This window comes from Bacillus sp. es.034 (assembly GCF_002563655.1).
In the GTDB taxonomy this organism is placed as follows: Bacteria; Bacillota; Bacilli; order Bacillales; family Bacillaceae_B; genus Rossellomorea.
On sequence record NZ_PDIY01000001.1, the window covers coordinates 3,910,724 to 3,929,325 of the forward strand.

19 protein-coding genes are annotated in these 18,602 nt (G+C 44.4%); 4 read left to right on the plus strand and 15 right to left on the minus strand.

Going from position 1 to position 18,602, the window contains the following annotated elements:
- Positions 1 to 49: 49 nt before the first annotated feature.
- Entirely contained in the window at positions 50 to 967 is a 918-nt protein-coding gene (locus tag ATG71_RS19915; protein ID WP_098441158.1) for a PucR family transcriptional regulator, read from the plus strand.
- Positions 968 to 1,063: 96 nt separating this feature from the next.
- Entirely contained in the window at positions 1,064 to 2,161 is a 1,098-nt protein-coding gene (locus tag ATG71_RS19920) for an ABC transporter ATP-binding protein (protein WP_060670526.1), read from the plus strand.
- 47 nt (positions 2,162 to 2,208) lie between these two features.
- On the opposite strand, the gene ATG71_RS23170 is transcribed toward ATG71_RS19920, so the two are convergent.
- Complete coding sequence (locus tag ATG71_RS23170) at positions 2,209 to 2,460, minus strand: hypothetical protein (protein ID WP_142953499.1); 252 nt, start codon at positions 2,458 to 2,460, stop codon at positions 2,209 to 2,211.
- A 296-nt stretch (positions 2,461 to 2,756) separates the two neighbouring features.
- Here ATG71_RS23170 and ATG71_RS19925 point away from each other — a divergent pair, with 296 nt between their 5' ends.
- The gene (locus tag ATG71_RS19925; RefSeq protein ID WP_034763234.1) at positions 2,757 to 2,975 is read left to right on the plus strand and encodes an alpha/beta-type small acid-soluble spore protein; all 219 of its coding nucleotides are present in this window, start codon (positions 2,757 to 2,759) and stop codon (positions 2,973 to 2,975) included.
- 90 nt (positions 2,976 to 3,065) lie between these two features.
- On the opposite strand, the gene fumC is transcribed toward ATG71_RS19925, so the two are convergent.
- The 4 genes from fumC to ATG71_RS19945 all read right to left on the minus strand — a co-directional run bounded on the left by fumC (position 3,066) and on the right by ATG71_RS19945 (position 6,853).
- Positions 3,066 to 4,451, minus strand: coding sequence for a class II fumarate hydratase (gene fumC, locus ATG71_RS19930; RefSeq protein ID WP_098441159.1), 1,386 nt, complete (start codon positions 4,449 to 4,451; stop codon positions 3,066 to 3,068).
- 154 nt (positions 4,452 to 4,605) lie between these two features.
- Complete coding sequence (locus tag ATG71_RS19935; protein ID WP_098441160.1) at positions 4,606 to 5,340, minus strand: amino acid ABC transporter ATP-binding protein; 735 nt, start codon at positions 5,338 to 5,340, stop codon at positions 4,606 to 4,608.
- An 18-nt stretch (positions 5,341 to 5,358) separates the two neighbouring features.
- Entirely contained in the window at positions 5,359 to 6,054 is a 696-nt protein-coding gene (locus ATG71_RS19940; RefSeq protein ID WP_060670532.1) for an amino acid ABC transporter permease, read from the minus strand.
- Positions 6,038 to 6,853, minus strand: a complete 816-nt coding sequence (locus ATG71_RS19945; protein WP_098441161.1) for an amino acid ABC transporter substrate-binding protein — start codon at positions 6,851 to 6,853, stop codon at positions 6,038 to 6,040. The genes ATG71_RS19940 and ATG71_RS19945 overlap by 17 nt, the downstream gene beginning before the upstream one ends.
- A gap of 200 nt (positions 6,854 to 7,053) precedes the next feature.
- On the opposite strand from ATG71_RS19945, the gene ATG71_RS19950 reads away from it, so the two are divergent.
- The gene (locus ATG71_RS19950) at positions 7,054 to 7,662 is read left to right on the plus strand and encodes an NAD(P)-dependent oxidoreductase (protein WP_098441162.1); all 609 of its coding nucleotides are present in this window, start codon (positions 7,054 to 7,056) and stop codon (positions 7,660 to 7,662) included.
- Between the two features lie 49 nt (positions 7,663 to 7,711).
- Here the strand turns inward: ATG71_RS19950 and ATG71_RS19955 are convergent, their stop codons facing one another.
- From ATG71_RS19955 to yfcC, 10 genes are all read right to left on the minus strand, one after another.
- Positions 7,712 to 8,194: a hypothetical protein gene (locus tag ATG71_RS19955; RefSeq protein ID WP_286163077.1), complete on the minus strand. Its 483-nt coding sequence runs from the start codon at positions 8,192 to 8,194 to the stop codon at positions 7,712 to 7,714.
- Positions 8,191 to 8,571 carry a hypothetical protein gene (locus ATG71_RS19960; protein WP_286163078.1) on the minus strand — a complete coding sequence of 127 codons (381 nt, stop codon included), beginning with the start codon at positions 8,569 to 8,571 and terminating at the stop codon, positions 8,191 to 8,193. The genes ATG71_RS19955 and ATG71_RS19960 overlap by 4 nt, the downstream gene beginning before the upstream one ends.
- A 209-nt stretch (positions 8,572 to 8,780) precedes the next feature.
- Positions 8,781 to 10,799, minus strand: coding sequence for an ABC transporter ATP-binding protein (locus ATG71_RS19965; protein ID WP_098441164.1), 2,019 nt, complete (start codon positions 10,797 to 10,799; stop codon positions 8,781 to 8,783).
- A complete protein-coding gene (locus ATG71_RS19970) occupies positions 10,796 to 12,553 on the minus strand; it encodes an ABC transporter ATP-binding protein (protein WP_098441165.1) in 1,758 nt (585 codons plus the stop codon). Before ATG71_RS19970 ends, ATG71_RS19965 begins: the two co-directional genes overlap by 4 nt.
- 560 nt (positions 12,554 to 13,113) lie before the next feature.
- Complete coding sequence (locus tag ATG71_RS19975; protein ID WP_098441166.1) at positions 13,114 to 13,320, minus strand: sigmaY antisigma factor component; 207 nt, start codon at positions 13,318 to 13,320, stop codon at positions 13,114 to 13,116.
- Positions 13,317 to 13,634 (minus strand): YxlC family protein, encoded by a 318-nt coding sequence (locus ATG71_RS19980; RefSeq protein ID WP_098441167.1) that lies wholly within the window; start codon positions 13,632 to 13,634, stop codon positions 13,317 to 13,319. The genes ATG71_RS19975 and ATG71_RS19980 overlap by 4 nt, the downstream gene beginning before the upstream one ends.
- Positions 13,612 to 14,151, minus strand: coding sequence for an RNA polymerase sigma factor SigY (gene sigY, locus ATG71_RS19985; RefSeq protein WP_098441168.1), 540 nt, complete (start codon positions 14,149 to 14,151; stop codon positions 13,612 to 13,614). Before sigY ends, ATG71_RS19980 begins: the two co-directional genes overlap by 23 nt.
- A 236-nt stretch (positions 14,152 to 14,387) precedes the next feature.
- Positions 14,388 to 15,656, minus strand: coding sequence for an MFS transporter (locus ATG71_RS19990; protein WP_098441169.1), 1,269 nt, complete (start codon positions 15,654 to 15,656; stop codon positions 14,388 to 14,390).
- A 185-nt stretch (positions 15,657 to 15,841) separates the two neighbouring features.
- Entirely contained in the window at positions 15,842 to 17,017 is a 1,176-nt protein-coding gene (gene iadA, locus ATG71_RS19995; RefSeq protein WP_098441170.1) for a beta-aspartyl-peptidase, read from the minus strand.
- Between the two features lie 56 nt (positions 17,018 to 17,073).
- On the minus strand, positions 17,074 to 18,576 hold the full coding sequence (gene yfcC / locus ATG71_RS20000) for a putative basic amino acid antiporter YfcC (protein ID WP_098441171.1): 1,503 nt from the start codon (positions 18,574 to 18,576) through the stop codon (positions 17,074 to 17,076).
- Positions 18,577 to 18,602: the final 26 nt, after the last annotated feature.

The following is an 18,602-nucleotide window of genomic DNA, read 5'->3' on the forward strand; positions in this document are numbered from 1 at the left end:
AATGTCATTATAACCTTTTTTACTATAATAATGAACAAAGAGGGATCACATGTTTACATCTTTACGTAAAAAATATCCTGGTGCCATCATTCAGCATCATTGTCCTACAAGCCTTAAATCTACGAAAATCTGGTTTACTAACGAACAGGAAGATGAATATATAGGGATCGATGCATCTGAGATTTCCCAGCCGGAATTGGATTTATTATATTGCTTGTTTAAAGAGGTCACCCCTTCACCTGGAAGCGTGAATGATTCTCCCGGTTCCGCCGAGTGGTACCATTACTTATTGGAAGACGGGCCGGTCCCATCAATGAATGATGGAGAATTCCGCATCATTCAATTCAGTCTGAAGGAAGGCAGGGATCAGCTTCAACTGGAAGAAGCGTTCCAACATTTATTACCACACGGGACCATCCTCGTTTTCCTCGCTGATCGCATGGGACTGCTTATAGAACAGAAGCATGAGTGGATGCTGGATGAGGAACAGCTACAGTCGATTTCCCATGTCATTGAATCGGATTTCTTCGTCAGTCCTTCTTTTTACCTAGGGCAGTTTCACGATGCCGATTCACATCTTCCTGCTTATTTTGCCCATGAGCGTGAGCTATTTTCGTTCTCCAGGACCATTCATAAGCAGGCATTCATCCAGTCGGCCGTGACGGTTCTGCCTGAATTCGCCCTCCACCACTTTCCGCATGAGTGGGAGGAGCATTTCTTTAAAAAGGTCACCGACTTCTTTTCTGAAGATCCTGAACAGATTCACACCATAAGGGCATTTCTCGAAAATCAATCCAATATCAGTCAGACCGCCAAGACATTATTTCTGCATCGGAACAGCGTGCAGTACCGGATCGATAAGTTTATTGAAAAAACAAATATAGATATTAAAAGCTTTCAAGGTGGGATCCTTGCCTACTTTGCCTGTTTAAGCTTCCAATCTGACAACCTGCCCAATAATGTTTAGGCAACTTTGTGCAGGTTGACCATATCATTTTGAATCCGCTTTCTCTACAATGAATCTATAGATGAAAACGATTGCATTTCAAGGAGGAGAAAATAAGTGGCTGAATTAAAATTAGAAAATATCCACAAGATTTATGATAGTAAGGTAACGGCGGTAAACGACTTTAACCTTCACATTCAAGATAAAGAGTTTATCGTATTTGTCGGTCCATCGGGCTGCGGGAAATCCACTACTCTGCGGATGATCGCAGGACTTGAAGAAATTTCAAAAGGAGATTTCTCCATTGACGGAAAACGCGTGAACGATGTGGCTCCAAAAGACCGTGACATCGCCATGGTGTTCCAGAACTATGCCCTTTATCCACATATGAGCGTATATGATAATATGGCATTCGGTCTTAAATTACGTAAGTTCGATAAGCAGGAAATTGACCGTCGTGTTCAAGAAGCGGCTAAGATCCTTGGCCTTGAAGCACTGCTTGATCGTAAACCTAAAGCATTATCAGGTGGTCAGCGTCAGCGTGTAGCCCTTGGCCGTGCCATCGTCCGTGACGCGAAAGTGTTCTTGATGGATGAGCCTTTATCCAATCTTGATGCAAAGCTTCGTGTACAGATGCGTGCTGAAATCGCCAAGCTTCACCAACGTTTACAAACAACAACGATCTACGTAACACATGATCAGACAGAAGCGATGACGATGGCAACACGTATCGTAGTCATGAAAGACGGTGTGATTCAACAAGTCGGTTCCCCTAAAGAAGTATATGATAAGCCGGAGAATGTCTTCGTAGGCGGATTCATCGGATCACCTGCCATGAACTTCTTCCACGGATCACTCGAAGATGGGAAATTCGTCATCGGTAATACGAAAGTGTCTGTACCGGAAGGAAAAATGAAGGTGCTTCGCGAACAAGGTCATGTAGGAAAGAGCATCATCCTTGGTGTCCGTCCTGAAGATATTCATGACGAGCCTCTTTTCCTTGATACTGCCCAAGGTGCGAAGATCACGGCGAAGATTGAAGTATCTGAATTAACGGGTGCTGAAACGATGTTATATTCTCAATTAGAAGGACAAGAGTTTGTAGCCCGCGTTGACTCCCGTACAGATATCGTTGCAGGTCAAACGATCGACCTGGCATTTGATATGAATAAAGCTCATTTCTTTGATTCAGAGTCTGAGTCAAGAATTCGATAATCATATAAGAAATGGCGCACCCCGAAAGCAGGGTGCGCCATTTTTTATTAAAATTCCGTCAGGTCTATACTTTTGCCTTCTTCTTCCCCACACCGGATGCATGTAAAAAGATGAAGACAAGTATCAGAGCAGCTGCTATTCGGAATGCCGTCGGCTAATTGCACGTGCTGAATATCCATATACGCACTATACTCATCGTAAAAATCATAATATCTACCCTGATCCTTTGTCGAGTCCCCGCACTTACTGCAAAGTCCCCTGTATTCAACGATCCCGTTACATAACGCGCAAGCTTTCATGATGTGTCACCATACTTTCAATCTAAATCTTTGTATAGTGTTATCCTTTTTACATTCAAGGTGATTTATGTAGAAAACTTGCAGGGATTTAATAGGAATAAATTCCCTGTCATCCCCTTGAATATAATCCTTCAGAGAAACCATAATACCTAGTAACAAGGCAGAAACAAGCCTTCACTAAACCCCACCCGATGGGTTATACCATAATAAGATGGTCGCTCATGGAATAGCGGGCTGGTGCAATTCCAGCTAACCCAACCAAAAAAATCATATACATTTTAAGGAGATGACAGATTATGCAACAGCAGCAATCTCGCAGCAATTCATCTAACCAACTAGTAGCTCCAGGAGCTCAACAAGCAATCGACCAAATGAAGTACGAAATCGCTTCTGAATTTGGCGTACAATTAGGACCTGATGCAACAGCTCGTGCTAACGGTTCTGTAGGTGGAGAAATCACAAAACGCCTGGTTCAAATGGCTGAACAACAAATCGGTGGCGGGTACCAAAAATAATCAGTAAGTTAATATGAATGGATAAAACTCCCGGTCTTTAGGCCGGGAGTTTCATTATGTCTTAAATAAATATCAAGTCCGGGCTTTCCATCATTTATTATGGACCATGGCTGCGGGATCAATCCATTTATCATACTGTTCTTCTGTCAAGTAACCTGACTCGAGGGCTGCTTCTTTTAATGTGGACCCGTTCTGATGGGCCTTCTTCGCAATTTCTGCCGCCTTCTCATATCCAATGTGGGGATTTAAGGCGGTGACGAGCATGAGTGACCTTTGCACAAAGTCTTCAATGACCTCCCGATTTGCCTCTAAACCCTTCACGCATTTGTCGTTGAAGGACTTAATCCCATCCGCAAGCAGCCTTACGGATTGCAGCATATTATAAATGATGACCGGTTTGAATACATTCAGTTCGAAGTTCCCCTGACTTGCGGCAAAGCCTATGGCCGCATCGTTTCCAAACACTTGTGTGGCAACCATCGTCACAGCCTCGCTTTGTGTCGGGTTCACCTTCCCCGGCATGATGGAGCTGCCTGGTTCATTGGCAGGTATCGTCATTTCCCCTATGCCGCTTCGTGGTCCGCTTGAAAGCCATCTGACATCATTCGCAATTTTCATTAGATCCGCTGCCAATGCCTTGATGGCACCGTGGACGAACACGACTTCATCATGGGATGTCAGGGCATGGAACTTATTATCAGATGAAACGAATTTGATGCCTGTCTGTACTTCTAATTGTGCAGCAACCCTGCTGCCAAAGGTCGGATCTGCATTGATCCCGGTTCCTACTGCTGTTCCCCCAATGGCAAGGTTGACCAAACGCTGTACACTTTCTCTTGTCATGCTATAGGTTTTTTCCATCATGGAGCGCCATCCGCTTATTTCCTGCCCAAGAGTTAACGGCGTGGCATCCTGGAGATGGGTTCGGCCGATTTTTATAATATCCTGAAATTGCTTTTCTTTCTCTTTCAGTGTTGCAATGAATTCCTGAAGCACGGGAAACAGCTTGGATTCGATTTCCTGATACGCCGCTACGTGCATGGCAGTCGGGAATGTATCATTGGAACTTTGAGACATGTTCACATCATCATTGGGATGAACCCTCTCCTCCGAGCCGTTTTCACCGAGAAGTTCATTGGCACGATAAGCCACTACTTCATTTACATTCATATTGGACTGTGTCCCACTTCCCGTTTGCCATACGACCAGGGGAAAATGGTCATCCCACGCCCCTTCCAAAATCTCGTCACAGGCCTTTCCAATCGCCTTCCTCTTCCCTTCAGAAAGCTTTCCAAGCGAATGATTGACGACTGCAGCCGCCTTCTTCAACTGTGCAAAGGCATATGTAACCTCGATGGGCATCTTCTCGGTACCAATCTGGAAGTTTTCCTTACTCCTTTGAGTCTGGGCCCCCCAATATTTTTCCTTCGGCACCTTCATTTCTCCTATTGTGTCACGTTCAATACGGTATTCCATTGTCATTCCTCCCTGTAAATGATCCAACTACTACCATATTTCCACTAAAACGTCCCTTCTAACCTTTTTCTGAAAAGTTTATTAACGTCAGCTGACTATATGAACAAAATCTAAAAAAAGATGAATGAGCCCATGTCCCATTCACCTTCTCACTTTATTGTATTAAGTTAAGGAATTGCTTCGTCCGTTCATTCGTCGGGTTCTCGAATACTTCCTGTGGAGAGCCTTCTTCGACAATATAGCCCCCATCCATGAAAATGACTTTATCGGCCGCTTCTTTCGCGAACCTCATTTCGTGTGTCACGACGACCATCGTCATCCCTTCTTCAGCAAGGTCTTTCATGACCTTGAGCACCTCACCTATCAGTTCGGGATCGAGTGCAGAGGTTGGCTCATCGAAGAGCATCACTTCCGGCTCGATTGCGAGAGCCCTTGCGATGCCGACCCTCTGCTGCTGCCCACCTGAAAGCTGGAATGGATAGTAATCGACCTTATCACCGAGGCCCACTTTTTCAAGCAGCCCGATGGCTTTCTTTCTTGTTTCCCCCTTGTTACGCTTTTGTACGACCGTAGGACCTTCCATGACGTTCTCAAGAGCGGTCATGTGGGGGAACAGATTATAATTTTGAAATACCATCCCGGTTTTTCTTCTTAGTTGAAGAAGCTCCTGCCTGGAGGCTTTCTTCGTGAAGTCTACCGCCGTTCCTCCTATTGAAACGGTCCCCTCATTCGGGATTTCAAGGGCATTCAGACAACGGAGGAAAGTTGTCTTCCCGGAGCCTGAAGGTCCGATCAGGACGATTACCTGTCCTTTATCGACTTCTACGTTCATTCCCTTTAAGACTTCTAACTGATCAAATCGTTTCGTTAATCCTTTGATGGAAATCATATTCAATCTCCTTTTAAATTACTTCGCAATATATCGGTCCAGCCTGTTCTCGATGCGGCCTTGTATGATTGATAATATAAAGCAGATGATCCAGTAAAGTACGGCTGCTTCCATATACATAAGCAGGAACTCATAATTCGTTGCAGCGATTTCCTGGGCTTTTCTGAACATTTCTGTTACTAGGATCAAGGAAGCAAGGGATGTATCTTTCACTAGACTGATGAATGAGTTGGCCAATGGTGGAATCGATACTCTCGTCGCCTGGGGCAGGATGATCCTTTTTAACGCCTGTGAATAGGTCATGCCGATCGAATATCCCGCTTCCCATTGGCCTTTTGGAATCGATTGAATCGCCGCACGGACGATTTCTGAAGAATACGCACCTTTGTTCAATGAAAAGGCAATGATAGCTGATGGGAATGGATCAAATTTGATTCCTAGAGTAGGTAACCCATAGAATATGATAAATAATTGCACGAGTAAAGGCGTGCCCCGTATCGCCGAAACATAAAATCGGGCAATACCCCGTAAGATCGATACATTTGATAGACGTGCAAGAGCAGTGAGTACAGCCAGAATCATACCTAAAGCAAAAGAAATCAGCGTCAGAGGGATAGAATAATACAAAGCCCCCTCTAACATTGGAAGCAGGGAGCTTTGTAAAATATCAATCATTGCTTCAGGATCCTGGTATATGCTACTTAGGAGATACATCTTCTCCGAACCATTTCTCAGAAATCTCTTTGTACGTACCGTCTTCCTTCATTTCCTCTAACGCTTTGTTTACTTCTTCAACCAGTTTGTCGTTCCCTTTACGGAACATGAAACCGCTTTGACCCGCATCTTCCGCTTCAGCAGCGATTTTGACTTTGGCGTTCGGTTGTTTCTTCAGGTAATCAAGAATCGAAATTTTATCGTTCACGGTCACGTCCACCCTGCCTTGTTCAAGTAGCTGGATTGATTGTGATAACCCTTCTACACCCTGGATCTTGGCACCGTTCTTTTCAGCGATATCCCGATAGTTACTTGTCAGTGACTGAGCTGAAGTCAACCCTTTGATATCTTCAAATGCTTTGACATCCTTGTTGTCTTTTGACACGACCACTACGGCACTTGATTCGATATATGGTTTAGAGAAATCGTATTTCTTTTCACGGTCTTCACGAATTCCCACCTGGTTTGCGATCATATCGAAACGCTTGGAATTCAAACCTTCAAACATTGCATCCCATTGCGTTTCCTGGAATTTCACTTCGACACCAAGACGCTTCGCTATTTCACGGGTGATTTCTACGTCAAACCCGGTCAGTTTTCCTGATTCGTCATGGAATGTGAAAGGAGGATATGTACCTTCCGTCCCGACAAGTAATTCGCCATCTTCCTTAACCTTATCGTAAAGGGATGTCTTTTTCGAATCAGCATTTGATTCTTCTTTATCTTTAGATTGCCCACATGCAGCTAATACCATTGATAAGGCGATTAGCATGATGATGGATAATTTCCATTTTTTCATTGTAAAACCCCCACTATTCTTATCGGATTTAAATTTGTTACGAATGTCATCATAAAACGTTACCAGAAATAAGTCAACATAAAAGTTTCATTTCAAGATTTTTTCTTCATATCTTTAGTATGTATCCCTGAATACACAAACATGTAAAAATTTCCGATTATAAGATACACTATTTTTATAAGAAAATGGGAGGGCATGATATGAAAATTGCTTTATTCGGGAGCACGGGCCGGGTTGGTTCCGTAGTCTTCCAACGGGCTGTGTCAGAACATGAAGTAAATCGATTGGTACGGAGAGGCAGCGGACAAGACGTTCCAGGTACGGAAATAATCGGAGATGTGTTGAACGAAGAAGATGTGATGAAGACCATCGAAGGCTCAGATGCCGTGATCAGCTGCCTGAATACAGATAAGGGGGATGTCCTCACAAAAAGCATGCCAATCCTGTTAAAAGCCATGAGAAACTATGGAGTGAAACGAATCATCACGTGCGGGACGGCGGGCATTCTCCGGGCGCGTACGGATGATGGTCTTTACCGTTTTCAGTCGAGTGAATCGAAACGCAGGAGCACAACAGCTGCGGAAGATCACCTAAGGGCCTTTCTCATGCTTCAGGCATCCGATATGGACTGGACCATCGTTTGCCCTACCTATTTGCCGGATGGAGAACGGCTCGGTAATTACCGAACGGAAAGAGATGTACTACCAGAAGGCGGTAGCAGCATTTCCATGTATGACACAGGAGATTTCATATATAAACAACTGTCAGACCTGTCCTTCATTAAAAGCCGGGTTGGCATCTGTTACTAAGTGTATGGGATAAAAAAAAACGGGACTGAATGTCAGTCCCGTTTTCCTATTATTTGAAGATAGCAGAAATGATTTCATCCGTGCTCATTCCACTTTCGACGTCAAAGGTACCTGGGCGCAGCTCGTTCTCAAGCCCCCGTTTTTCTACCTCTTTATAGAAATCCAACCCGTCTTTTATGATATTGGCTTTTTCCAAAGCATTTCCTACGTCGATACTTGTCATACCTGTAGAAACGGTGAGCATCGTTTTGTAGACAACCTTGCCGTCATCTTTCTTATCCGATGCTTCTTCCTGCTTTTCATTCATGGCTTTCAGCTGCTTGTTCCATTGGTCTTCTGTATGTATGACATAGCCTTTTGAAGTCAGCTTCTTCACCATTTCATCCTCTGACAGTTTTTGCACTTCAGCAGGTTCTTCTTTTCCGGTACTACTTGCTTCCGAAGGACCGAATAGATACACAGCCCCTATCAAAGAGGTGGCGATCAAAATCCCCCCAGCAAAGCTCCGCAATGAATTCGATGTCAATGTCATTGTGCCACTAAGCCCCTTTCAGCCTTTTGAGCCATAAATGGCGCAAGCATACGCTCCACTTCATTAGGCTTGAGCTTTGTTTTCCCTGCAATACTTTCAACAGAATAACCTCTTTTATACAAATCAAGCATCTCACGGAGCAATTCGCGCTCCTCGGATGCTGCAGGTGCAGCTCCTGCCTGCTGGGCTGTAATCTCTGCATCCAATTGTATGTTTCGCAACTGCTTCTCGAGTTCATGAACCTCGTTCAATACAGAAATGGATACATGTTCTATCTGTTGCTCAAGCTTCGAGTTGGTTTGTGTCGTTTTAATAAACGATAACATGAGCAGCACAACTGCTGACCCAAATAAAATGGCGATTGCCCATCCCATCATAGGATCCTCCCTTTATGAAACTTTTTTATCAATTAAATTATACATTGATAATGGGAGAAATTCGATTTAAAACGACAAAATCCCACGAAAGTCCTGTTTTCTTAACAGGAAATTGTATTTACACATGGATGATTCCCCGTCACACCAGGATATTTTCAAGTTCTAAAAGAAAAAGCATCCGACTACTATCGTCAGATGCCCTGCCTCTTCTATCCTGCCAGATGATCTTTAGATCCCTGCTGGAGCTGATACATTTGATAATATCGGCCAAGCCTTTTCATTAATTCATCATGATTCCCACGTTCAACGATTTCCCCTCGATCTAATACAAGGATTTGATCGGCTTCCTTGATCGTGGATAATCTGTGAGCGATGATGAAGGTCGTCCGGCCCTGTTTCAGGACTTCCATCGCTTCCTGGATGATCGCCTCAGTCTCTGTATCGATGCTTGATGTCGCTTCATCGAGAATCAGGATTGCAGGATTAAAGGCCAGTGCACGTGCAAAGGATATCAGTTGGCGTTGACCGGATGAAAGGGTGCTTCCTTTCTCAATCACCGGTTCATCATATCCATTCTCCAGGTTTTTGAACACTTTTTCCGCCCCTACAGCATTGAGTGCCGACTCTACCTGCTCCCTTGTAATCCTAGGATCATCGAGACTGACATTCGAAGCAATCGTTCCGGTGAACAAGTAAGGATCCTGCAAGACGATTCCCATATGCTCCCGAATCGTTTGATAGGGAATATCGACAATGTCTTTTCCATCAATCCTGATTTTCCCTTCATTGCTATCATAGAAACGGAAAAGCAGATTCATGATGGAGCTTTTTCCTGAACCCGTATGTCCCACCAGGGCAACGGTTTCCCCTTTGTTTGCTTCAAACGTAATATCTTTCAATACATATTCATTCTTTTTATATCCAAAGAATACATGCTCAAAGCTGACATTCCCCTCGTATCTGCTCATTTTCCCATCTTCAACAGGGGTCCCCGTCTCTTCAAGCAGCTGGAAAACCCGTTCTCCCGCCACAAGTGCCTGTTCAAGATTGGCAAGCTGGTTCACGATCCCTGTCACCGGCTGGAACAACCGGTTGATGTAATCCACAAAGGCATAAAGGACGCCGAGCGTGACAACGGATCCCACTCCGATCGATGCTCCTCCGAAATACCATATGAACGCTACGAAGGTGATGTTCCTCAGTACCCCTACAAGGTTATGGGAGGTCATTGAATTTAAGCTTAACAGCTTATTTTGATAGTTGTAGTGGGTTTGGTTCAGATCTTCGAATTCTTCGTTCGTTTTCTTCTCCCTGCTGAAAGCCTGAATGATGTTCATGCCTTGTATTGATTCATTGATCATGGCATTGATATCACTTACTTTCGATCTGATGATATGATTGTATTTCGACGCATAAATACGGTAAAGATACGTCCACATAACCAGGATCGGTATCAGGATCAAGCAGATGGCCGCTAATTTTGCATCAAGGATAAAGAGTGCAATGTAAATCCCGATAATATAAATCGTACTGGAGAAGAACGTCGATAGTACGGTTACATACAGGTCCCTGATTGCTTCCGTGTCGTTTGTGATCCTGGCAACGACCTTCCCTGCCGGCAGATTATCGAAATAACGGATCGGAAGCTTCTGGATGTGTTGAAACACATCATTACGCATCTTTTGAATAACACGGTTTGCCGCCTTCTGAAGGTAGAACCGCTGGCCGTATTGGAAGAAGGCCGCGACCACAAGCAAGCCGAAATAAAAGGCAATCAAGCGGATGATCCTTGGGATTTCAGGATTATAGAACTTGAGAAGCTCATCCCCTGTTAATTTCTTGGCGGGATAGGTTTCTGATTCCCCGCCTTTAGTGATCGTCATCTCCCCCGATGACACCGATCGTTCCCCGTCAAAGGAAACGGTGGCAGGAACGAAATAAAACGCTCTGCCAACCTGAAGGATACGGACGTCTTCCCCTTTGGTTTCTCCATCACTGAAATATTGATCACGCTTATACCAAGTTCCCTCATAAGGTACAGCTTCTTTTCCCTCAACCGTTTCATACCAGGTCGATTCAATCCCGAGAATATGATCATCAATCAGTTTTTTGGCTATGAAAGGACCGGCTAGTTCCGCCGCCACTGATACACTGAGCATCAAGAGGGCAGCTATGATGATTTTTTTATAAATCAGGGCATATTCGGTTAGTTTTCTTCCGACTTTCATGCGCCCACCTCCTCTCGTGAGGAATCTTCAACTTGTTGGCGGTCAAATTGTTCTTTATACCAACCGCCATTCCCGAGGAGCACTTCATGGACCCCTTCTTCTACCACTTTCCCATCCTCGAAAACGATGATCCAGTCAGCATGCTGGACCGCTGAGAGACGATGAGTCGTAATAATCGTTGTTTTTCCTTCACGTTCTGTTCGTATATTGTCTATGATCTTTGCTTCTGTCTTGGCATCGACAGCCGATAATGAGTCATCAAGGATCAGGATTTCAGGGTTCTTAATGAGTGCTCTTGCAATCGAAATCCGCTGTTTCTGCCCACCCGAGAGAGCCACACCCTTCTCCCCTACAAGGGTGGTCAACCCATCAGGCAGCATGTCGAGGTCCTTCTTGAAATCAGCCAGCTCTATCGCCTTTTCCAAATCTTCCTCTGTTGCATCATGCTTTCCGAATAATATATTTTCTCTTACGGTCCTGGAAAAAAGAACATGATCTTGTGGGACATAGCCAATCCAATCCCTTACCTGCTGAATGGACAAATCATCAATCGGGATTCCTCCGATCGATAGGGAACCACTTCCCGCTGGGTATTCACGGAGTAGCTGCTTGATGAAAGTCGTCTTGCCGCTTCCTGTCTTTCCGACTATCCCAAGAGTTCCTCCTTGATGAATGTTCACATTGATGTTGGATAGATTCAGTACCTGTGATGAAGGATACTTGAAGTCCACATCCTTAAATCCGATCCGTTCGGGGGAATCAATCGTTTTAGGATTCTCCCTATCCTGAACGTCCTGGACATAACCGAGAGTCTCCTGGACCCGATCGAGGGACGCATTCCCACGCTGCATCACATTGATCAATTCACCAATCGCAAACATCGGCCAGATCAGCATCCCGAGATACACATTAAAGGAAACCAGCTGTCCCAAGGTAATGCTCTGGTGGAATACCAGGTAAGCGCCATAACCCAATCCGATTAAGTAACTTAATCCAACGAGGACTTTTATGGTCGGTTCAAACAAAGAGTCGATCCTCGCAACACCGATATTTTTGTTATACACATCTTCTGTCATATCACCGAACCGCTTCTCATCTGCCCTTTCCTGTACGTAAGCCCGGATGACCCTGACCCCTGCAATCGACTCTAGAACTTTATCATTCAGGTCTCCGAATGCATCCTGAGCTTCTGTGAACCGTTTATGGATCCTCGCCCCGTATACCTTCATTAACAGAGCCATGATCGGCAGAGGTAAAACGGCCGCTATCGTCAGTTTCCAGCTGATGAGAAACCCCATCGTAAACAGGATTGTTAACATGAACACGCTTGAATCGATCAACGTCAGGACACCGAACCCCGCCGTGATCGAAATCGCCTTTAGATCATTCGTAGCCCTCGCCATTAAATCACCCGTCCGATTCTTCTCGAAGAACGTCGGGGTCATCTTTAAGAGGTGACCCATGAATTTACTGCGCAGCTTCCTTTCTACGAGAAAGGCCCCGCCAAACAGTTGATACATCCACACATACGTCATTCCATACGATATGATGGCAATCCCGGCAATCATCCAGAGATACTTCCCCACCACATCCCAGGTCATCGCACCAAGGTGAATGTCATCGATGGCATTCCCGACAAGCTTTGGGGGAATCACATCAAGGATCCCAACAATCGTCAAGAGGACGATCGCCATTGTATACCTTTTCCAATTTTCAATAAAGAACCATGATAATTTCTTAAAAATACTAAACATCCCAGTCTACCTCCCCATGTTGACTTTCTTTACTATCCGCCTTCTGTCTCCACAGCAGACATCATCTTCTTCATTTGAACCATTACCATCATCTTTTCCTCCTTCATAAAAATGGATAATCTATGTGTGATCAAGGATTCCCTTGGTTCCACCGTTAAGCGCTAAACATACAAAAGACGGACGTCACAGGGCAGTCAGAATCGCATTCTCCAGTTAGGTGAATTTGAATCTGTTGTGCCATCTAGACGTCCGTCTTCATGAATGGACATAAAAAAGCACAGATTATAAACATAACCTGTGCTCGTGGATTCATATGAAATCGTTAAGGAGTTACTGGTCATGTGATGATATGAAATTGATTTGAAAAGTCGCTGCTGCTCCCTGAGATCCGTACACTTTCATCATCACAAACCCTCCATTCGTTAGCGTTTTTTATTCCATTAATAACCATACTATAGGACCTTAATTGTGTCAATATTATTTTTATTGATAATTTTCTATATACTATGAGTTTCTTCTGTATTCGTGAACCATCTTTCCTCTACTTCACTACCGTCTTATCATTCCACTTGATTTCCTTTTCTCCTAAAAACTTTTTTGGCGAATATGAAATAAAAAATGAGGGGCATCGGGCACTGAATGAGTCCCCAAATTCCCCAGAACCAATACTGATGTCCATTCTTACGTGCATCGATGAATAAATAGATGCTTTGGACCAAAAGCAGGGGAATGACAATCAACAAGATATAAAGCTCTTCTCTTGTCATGTCCGTTTCACCTTTTTCGTATAAGTCAACCCAATAAATATCAAAGCTCCTGCGAAAATGAGAACCTGAAGGAGAAGAAATAGAATCGGCATTTGAAACAAAGTAAGAGAGAAAACGGTCAGTAGGCAGCCAGCTAGAAGAAGAAAGAGTATCATATCTCGTTTAAATCTTGCTTTTAACCGTTCTTGCTGATCCTCGACCAACTGCTCAAACCATTGCAGAGACGGAGTACTTTCCTCTACTCCACGATCAATGGATCGAAAGCCTTCATCTATCAATTCCTTTAGTTCATCATGTACATGTTTGTTGTTCATCTATTTTCAACTCCTTTCTCATCCTTGTAATTCCGTGATGGACCCTGGATTTAACGGTCCCAGGCGGCAGATCAGTCATTTGCCCGATCTCCTCGTAAGAGTATCCATAATAGTGTTTCAATATAATAGGAAGCCTCACCTCATCTGAAAGCCGGCCCAGTGCGGCTAATGCATCATTCCACTCTTCGTTTCTCGATTCCATTTCCCACTTGAGCTTTCTACCACTCATTTCTTCCCTTTTCCAATCCTTTTCTCTTTTGCTTTTGCGCTGAAGATCGATATACCGATTTGTGGCGATCGTGATCAGCCAGGAGGAAAACTTGGATTTCCCGTTGTATTGTTGGATTTTCTCCACACACTTAGCCATTGTGTCCTGAGCAAGCTCCTCTGCCAGATCACGATTCATCGTTACTTTGATCAAATACTTCACTAAAAAGGGGTAATGTTCTCTAAATAGAAGAGCAAAGGCTTCATGGTTCCCTTTTTTCGCTTGCATAATCCATTTTTTCTCTTCCATCCTTTACTTTCCTTTCTATCCCCCGGCAGGTGAGTTCATTGATAAGACGTATATAAAGAAAAAACGTTCATAAAATGATTATACTTTTTTATATTTTTTTCATTCTTTTTTTAATATCTGTTATGGAAATTTCTTTTCTATCCTTCCAAACCACATCATTTTCAAATGAAGAAAGAGATGCATTATATGAAAATACCCTCCTGAATCATCTTGCCCAATTCGGGAGGGGGATTGCTTTAACTATTTAAAACAGCAGATTGTGTTTGGTCTTGTTTGACGTATTTAGGAAGGATGATGGTGTAGAAAACGGCTACGGTGATGAGGCAGCCTCCGACGAGCCAGTAGAGCATTTCAACTGTGATCACAGACGGGAATGTCATGGCAATGACTCCCAGGGTGATGGATTGTGAGAGCATCATAAGTGGATTGATCCATCCCTGTACCCTCCCCATCATCTTAGGGTCAATGATACTTGGCATCCAGCCCCCGATTGCAATGTTAACAAGTGGCAATCCGAGTGCGGCAATGAAAATGATCATCAGAAAAAGCCAGGTGGTCGGGGCAAACGATGCTGCGATGATAAAGGTACCCGATATCACGAGACCTGCCACGATCAATACATGAAACTTGAATTTCTGGGTGAGCATGGAGGAGAAGATACTGCCGATCAGGACTCCTGCCCCGAAGGCAACCCCTAATAGAATTGAATATTCTTCATAGGAATCGGGAGCCAATTTATATTTCAATATAAAGATAGGAATCACCGAAAACCCGCCATTCACGATTCCGAATACAACAAACCCGCCAATCAACGATAAAAGGAGCTTATGGTTCAGGATATACTTCATACCAGCTGTAAAGTCTTTCGAGACAGATTGGATGTTCAAGTCTTTCCACGAATGTTTTCCATTTGGGAGCCTGACTTCTTCAGGAATGACACATTTTTTGATCAAGATCGCTGAAACCACAAACGTAATGAAATCCACCGCAATGGCACCATAAATCCCGGTGGTCCAATAGACAAAGATCGCAACGGCATTTCCAAGTAGCATAAACAGGCTCATCACCATTTGGTTCAGCCCTGCAGCAGTAGAATAATCATCCTTAGAGAGTACACCCTGCAGGATTCCTTGTTCTGCCGGGAAGAAAAATTTCTGGACACCGCTTCTCAGGAAGAGAACCGTAAAAATAAGCGGAAGCCAGCCTATAAAGATGGCACCGAATAATAATAATGTGAGAAAAGCACTGATCGTATCACAGTGATACGCAATTTTTTGGCGGTCCAGTCTGTCAGCGAACACGCCTACAAGGAAAAACACGAGAAGAGTCGGTAGTGAATACATCATTTCCGTAACCGATGCATACATGGGCTGGTCAGAAAATCGATCCAGAAGATAAAACATAAACGCCGTCAGACCGATCACACTTCCCATATGCGAAGTGAAGTTTGCGAAGAATAATTTTAAAAATATTGGATTCTTAAAGATTTCAATCATTTTTTTCATAACATCCGTCCCCCATCATTATGTAACTATCTTTATCATATGGAAATAGCCTTAAAGACAGTAGGGGCTCCTGGTGGTTTTTTCCTCCGTCTCGGGTCGGATAAGGTTTAGGCGCCCCTGCAAATCATTCAAATTCAATAAAAATAGCCCGGAACACCAAGGCTCCGGGCTACTCTTTCTTTCAATCACTGTTCAAATGTCCCTTTCACGATCGCTTCCCCGTTCTCCACCATCAGTTTTCCCCTCGCGAAGACCGTATTCACGTCAAGGGTTTCCTGATCCAATAGGACAAGATCAGCGTCCTTTTCGACTTCCACGTGACCTTTTTGCTTTAGTTTCAGTATTTTCGCAGGATTCGAGGTGATGACCCTGATTGCTGTTTCCAATGGGATGTTTTCCACCAGAACGGCGTCCTTCACTTCATCATAGAGGCTTGACACCTGACCGATCTGCAGTCCGATCAGTTCTCCATCACTATCAAAATTCGGCAGACTTGCTTGTCCATCGGAAGTGTAAGTGATTTGTTCCACCGGTACGCCCGCATCGAGCATGCGTTTAAGTGCCTTACTGCATTTCACTTCCCCATCTTCAAGAAACTGAGGGATGGTACTCGTCGTAAAGTCTACATATCCACCTTTAAGGGCATATTGAATCCCTGCTTCAAAGAGATGGGCATTCCGGTTGATATGAGTCGGATAGAACTGCTTGATCGGAATATCCGTTGTCTCGACAATCTTTTCCAACAGGTCCAGATGATCATAACTATCCCCGACGTGAACATTGACAATCCCGGCTTTCCCGGACAGCATCCCTCCGATCCTTGCGGCGGAAGCAATTTTTGCTAATTCGTTTACCGTCGGCTGAGATGAGCGATGATCGGCAATCGCCACTTCACCCACACCAATGATTCTATCCACTAGCATGATATCATCTTCAATCTTTCCGGTAAGTGTTTTCAAAGGTACCTGGTATGAACCGGTTTGCGTATAACAGGTTATCCCTTCTTCCTCAAGCCCCTTCGCTTTGGCTATGAGGCTTGCCATCTTCCTCGTCGTCCCGTCTGTGCCGATGACACCGACAAGAGTGGTGATTCCCGTGAGAGTGGCCTGGGTCAATTGGATTTCAGGGGTTCTTGTCCGGAAGCTCCCTTCGCCCCCTCCGCCCATAATATGGACGTGGGAGTCGATGAATCCGGGTACAATATATTTCCCGGTTGCATCCACCACTTTTATATCCACAAATTGACCGGGAAGTGCAATCTTGTCTTCAATGAATCCTATTTTATCCCCTACCAGGAGGATATCCTTTTTCCCTAGATATGCTGGAGCATAAACTTCCCCGTTTTGTATAAGTGTTAACATGATGTTTGCCCCTTTCACTATTTATTCATAATGTAGCCTGGCCCGAAGATGGCTGATTAAAAGCCAATGAGCGTTGCTGTAATGACAAAGATGGATGATAGGACGAATAGTATAAGCATGAATTTAATGATGAATTTCGCCCACACAGCCCAGTCGACCCTGGCTGCCCCGAGGGTCCCCATAAGGGCGGCAGAAGTCGGAACCAGGATATTCGTTAATCCATCCCCCAGTTGGAAAGCGAGTACCGATACTTGACGCGTGACGCCTGCGATATCGGAAAGCGGGGCCATCAACGGCATCGTGAGCGCCGCTTGACCAGAACCGGAGACCACGAAGAAGTTGAATACAGATTGGAATACATACATACACCATGCAGAGATGGCTTCCGGGAAATCACCGACTACCTGCCCTGCACCATATAATACGGTGTTCAATACAGATGGTGCGTCCGGTACGTCTCCACCAAGGATGATGACGATCCCTTTTGCCATCCCAACCACCAAAGCTGCAGGAAGAAGATCTTTTGCACCATCGATGAAGCCGTTCGCTACATCATCCCAATTCATTCCATTTAATTTAAACAGTACCCCTATTACCCCTGCAACTAAGCCTATTGTGAAGAATTGGCTTGCAATTTCAGGAATGTAGTAGGCGTGTTCCACTACTCCCCAAATGATCCAGGCGATCCCCACTGCCACTGTAAGGATGACGAGGAAATGTCCCAAAGTGAATTTGGCATTTAGTTGTTCCACTTTACCTTCTTTTCTGAAATACTCATCCGTTTTATAAGAAAGACTTCGTTTAGGATCCTTCTTGATCGCATTGGCATATCTCCAAGTATAAATGATCCCCACCAGTGTGAAGACAACCCACATGGCAATTCGGAAGCCTGCCCCTGATAATACCGGAACACCTGAAACTCCCTGTGCGATCGCTACACCAAATGGATTCATCCATGAAGTGGCAAATCCGATCTGAGTGGCTACATACGTGATCATGATGCCCGTGATGGCATCATATCCGATGGCAATCATGATCGGAACGAGGATCATGGCAAACGCGATGGCCTCTTCCCCCATACCAAAAACGGCTCCACCCAATGAAAATAAGAAGAACATGATCGGAATGATAAGGGACTCCTTCCCCTTGGTCCGATCGATTACTTTCAAGATCCCTTCTTCGATCGCCCTTGTTTTCATGATGATTCCGAAGGCTCCCCCGATAATGAGGATAAAAGCCACTACCCCAACGGCCGAGCCCCATTTATCCCCTGATACAAGACCTTCAAATACATAATTCAGGAGACCGATCCCCCCACCAGGTTCAAAAAGGCTTGTTCCTTCCCTGATCAGGTTTCCATCCTCATCTTTTAAATAACTGAACGAATCCGGATCCAGGACTGTTTTCGTTTGTTCTTCCCCATTCTGCATATACGTGATCTCTTCTGTTGCAAATTGCCCCTTAGGTATGACATACGTTAATATGGCAGCCGCAAGTACGACGAAAAACACAATGATAAATGTATGCGGCACCTTCCAAGCTTTTTGTTCTCTCTCCATTTCTTTTCCCCCCGTTTGACAGATTA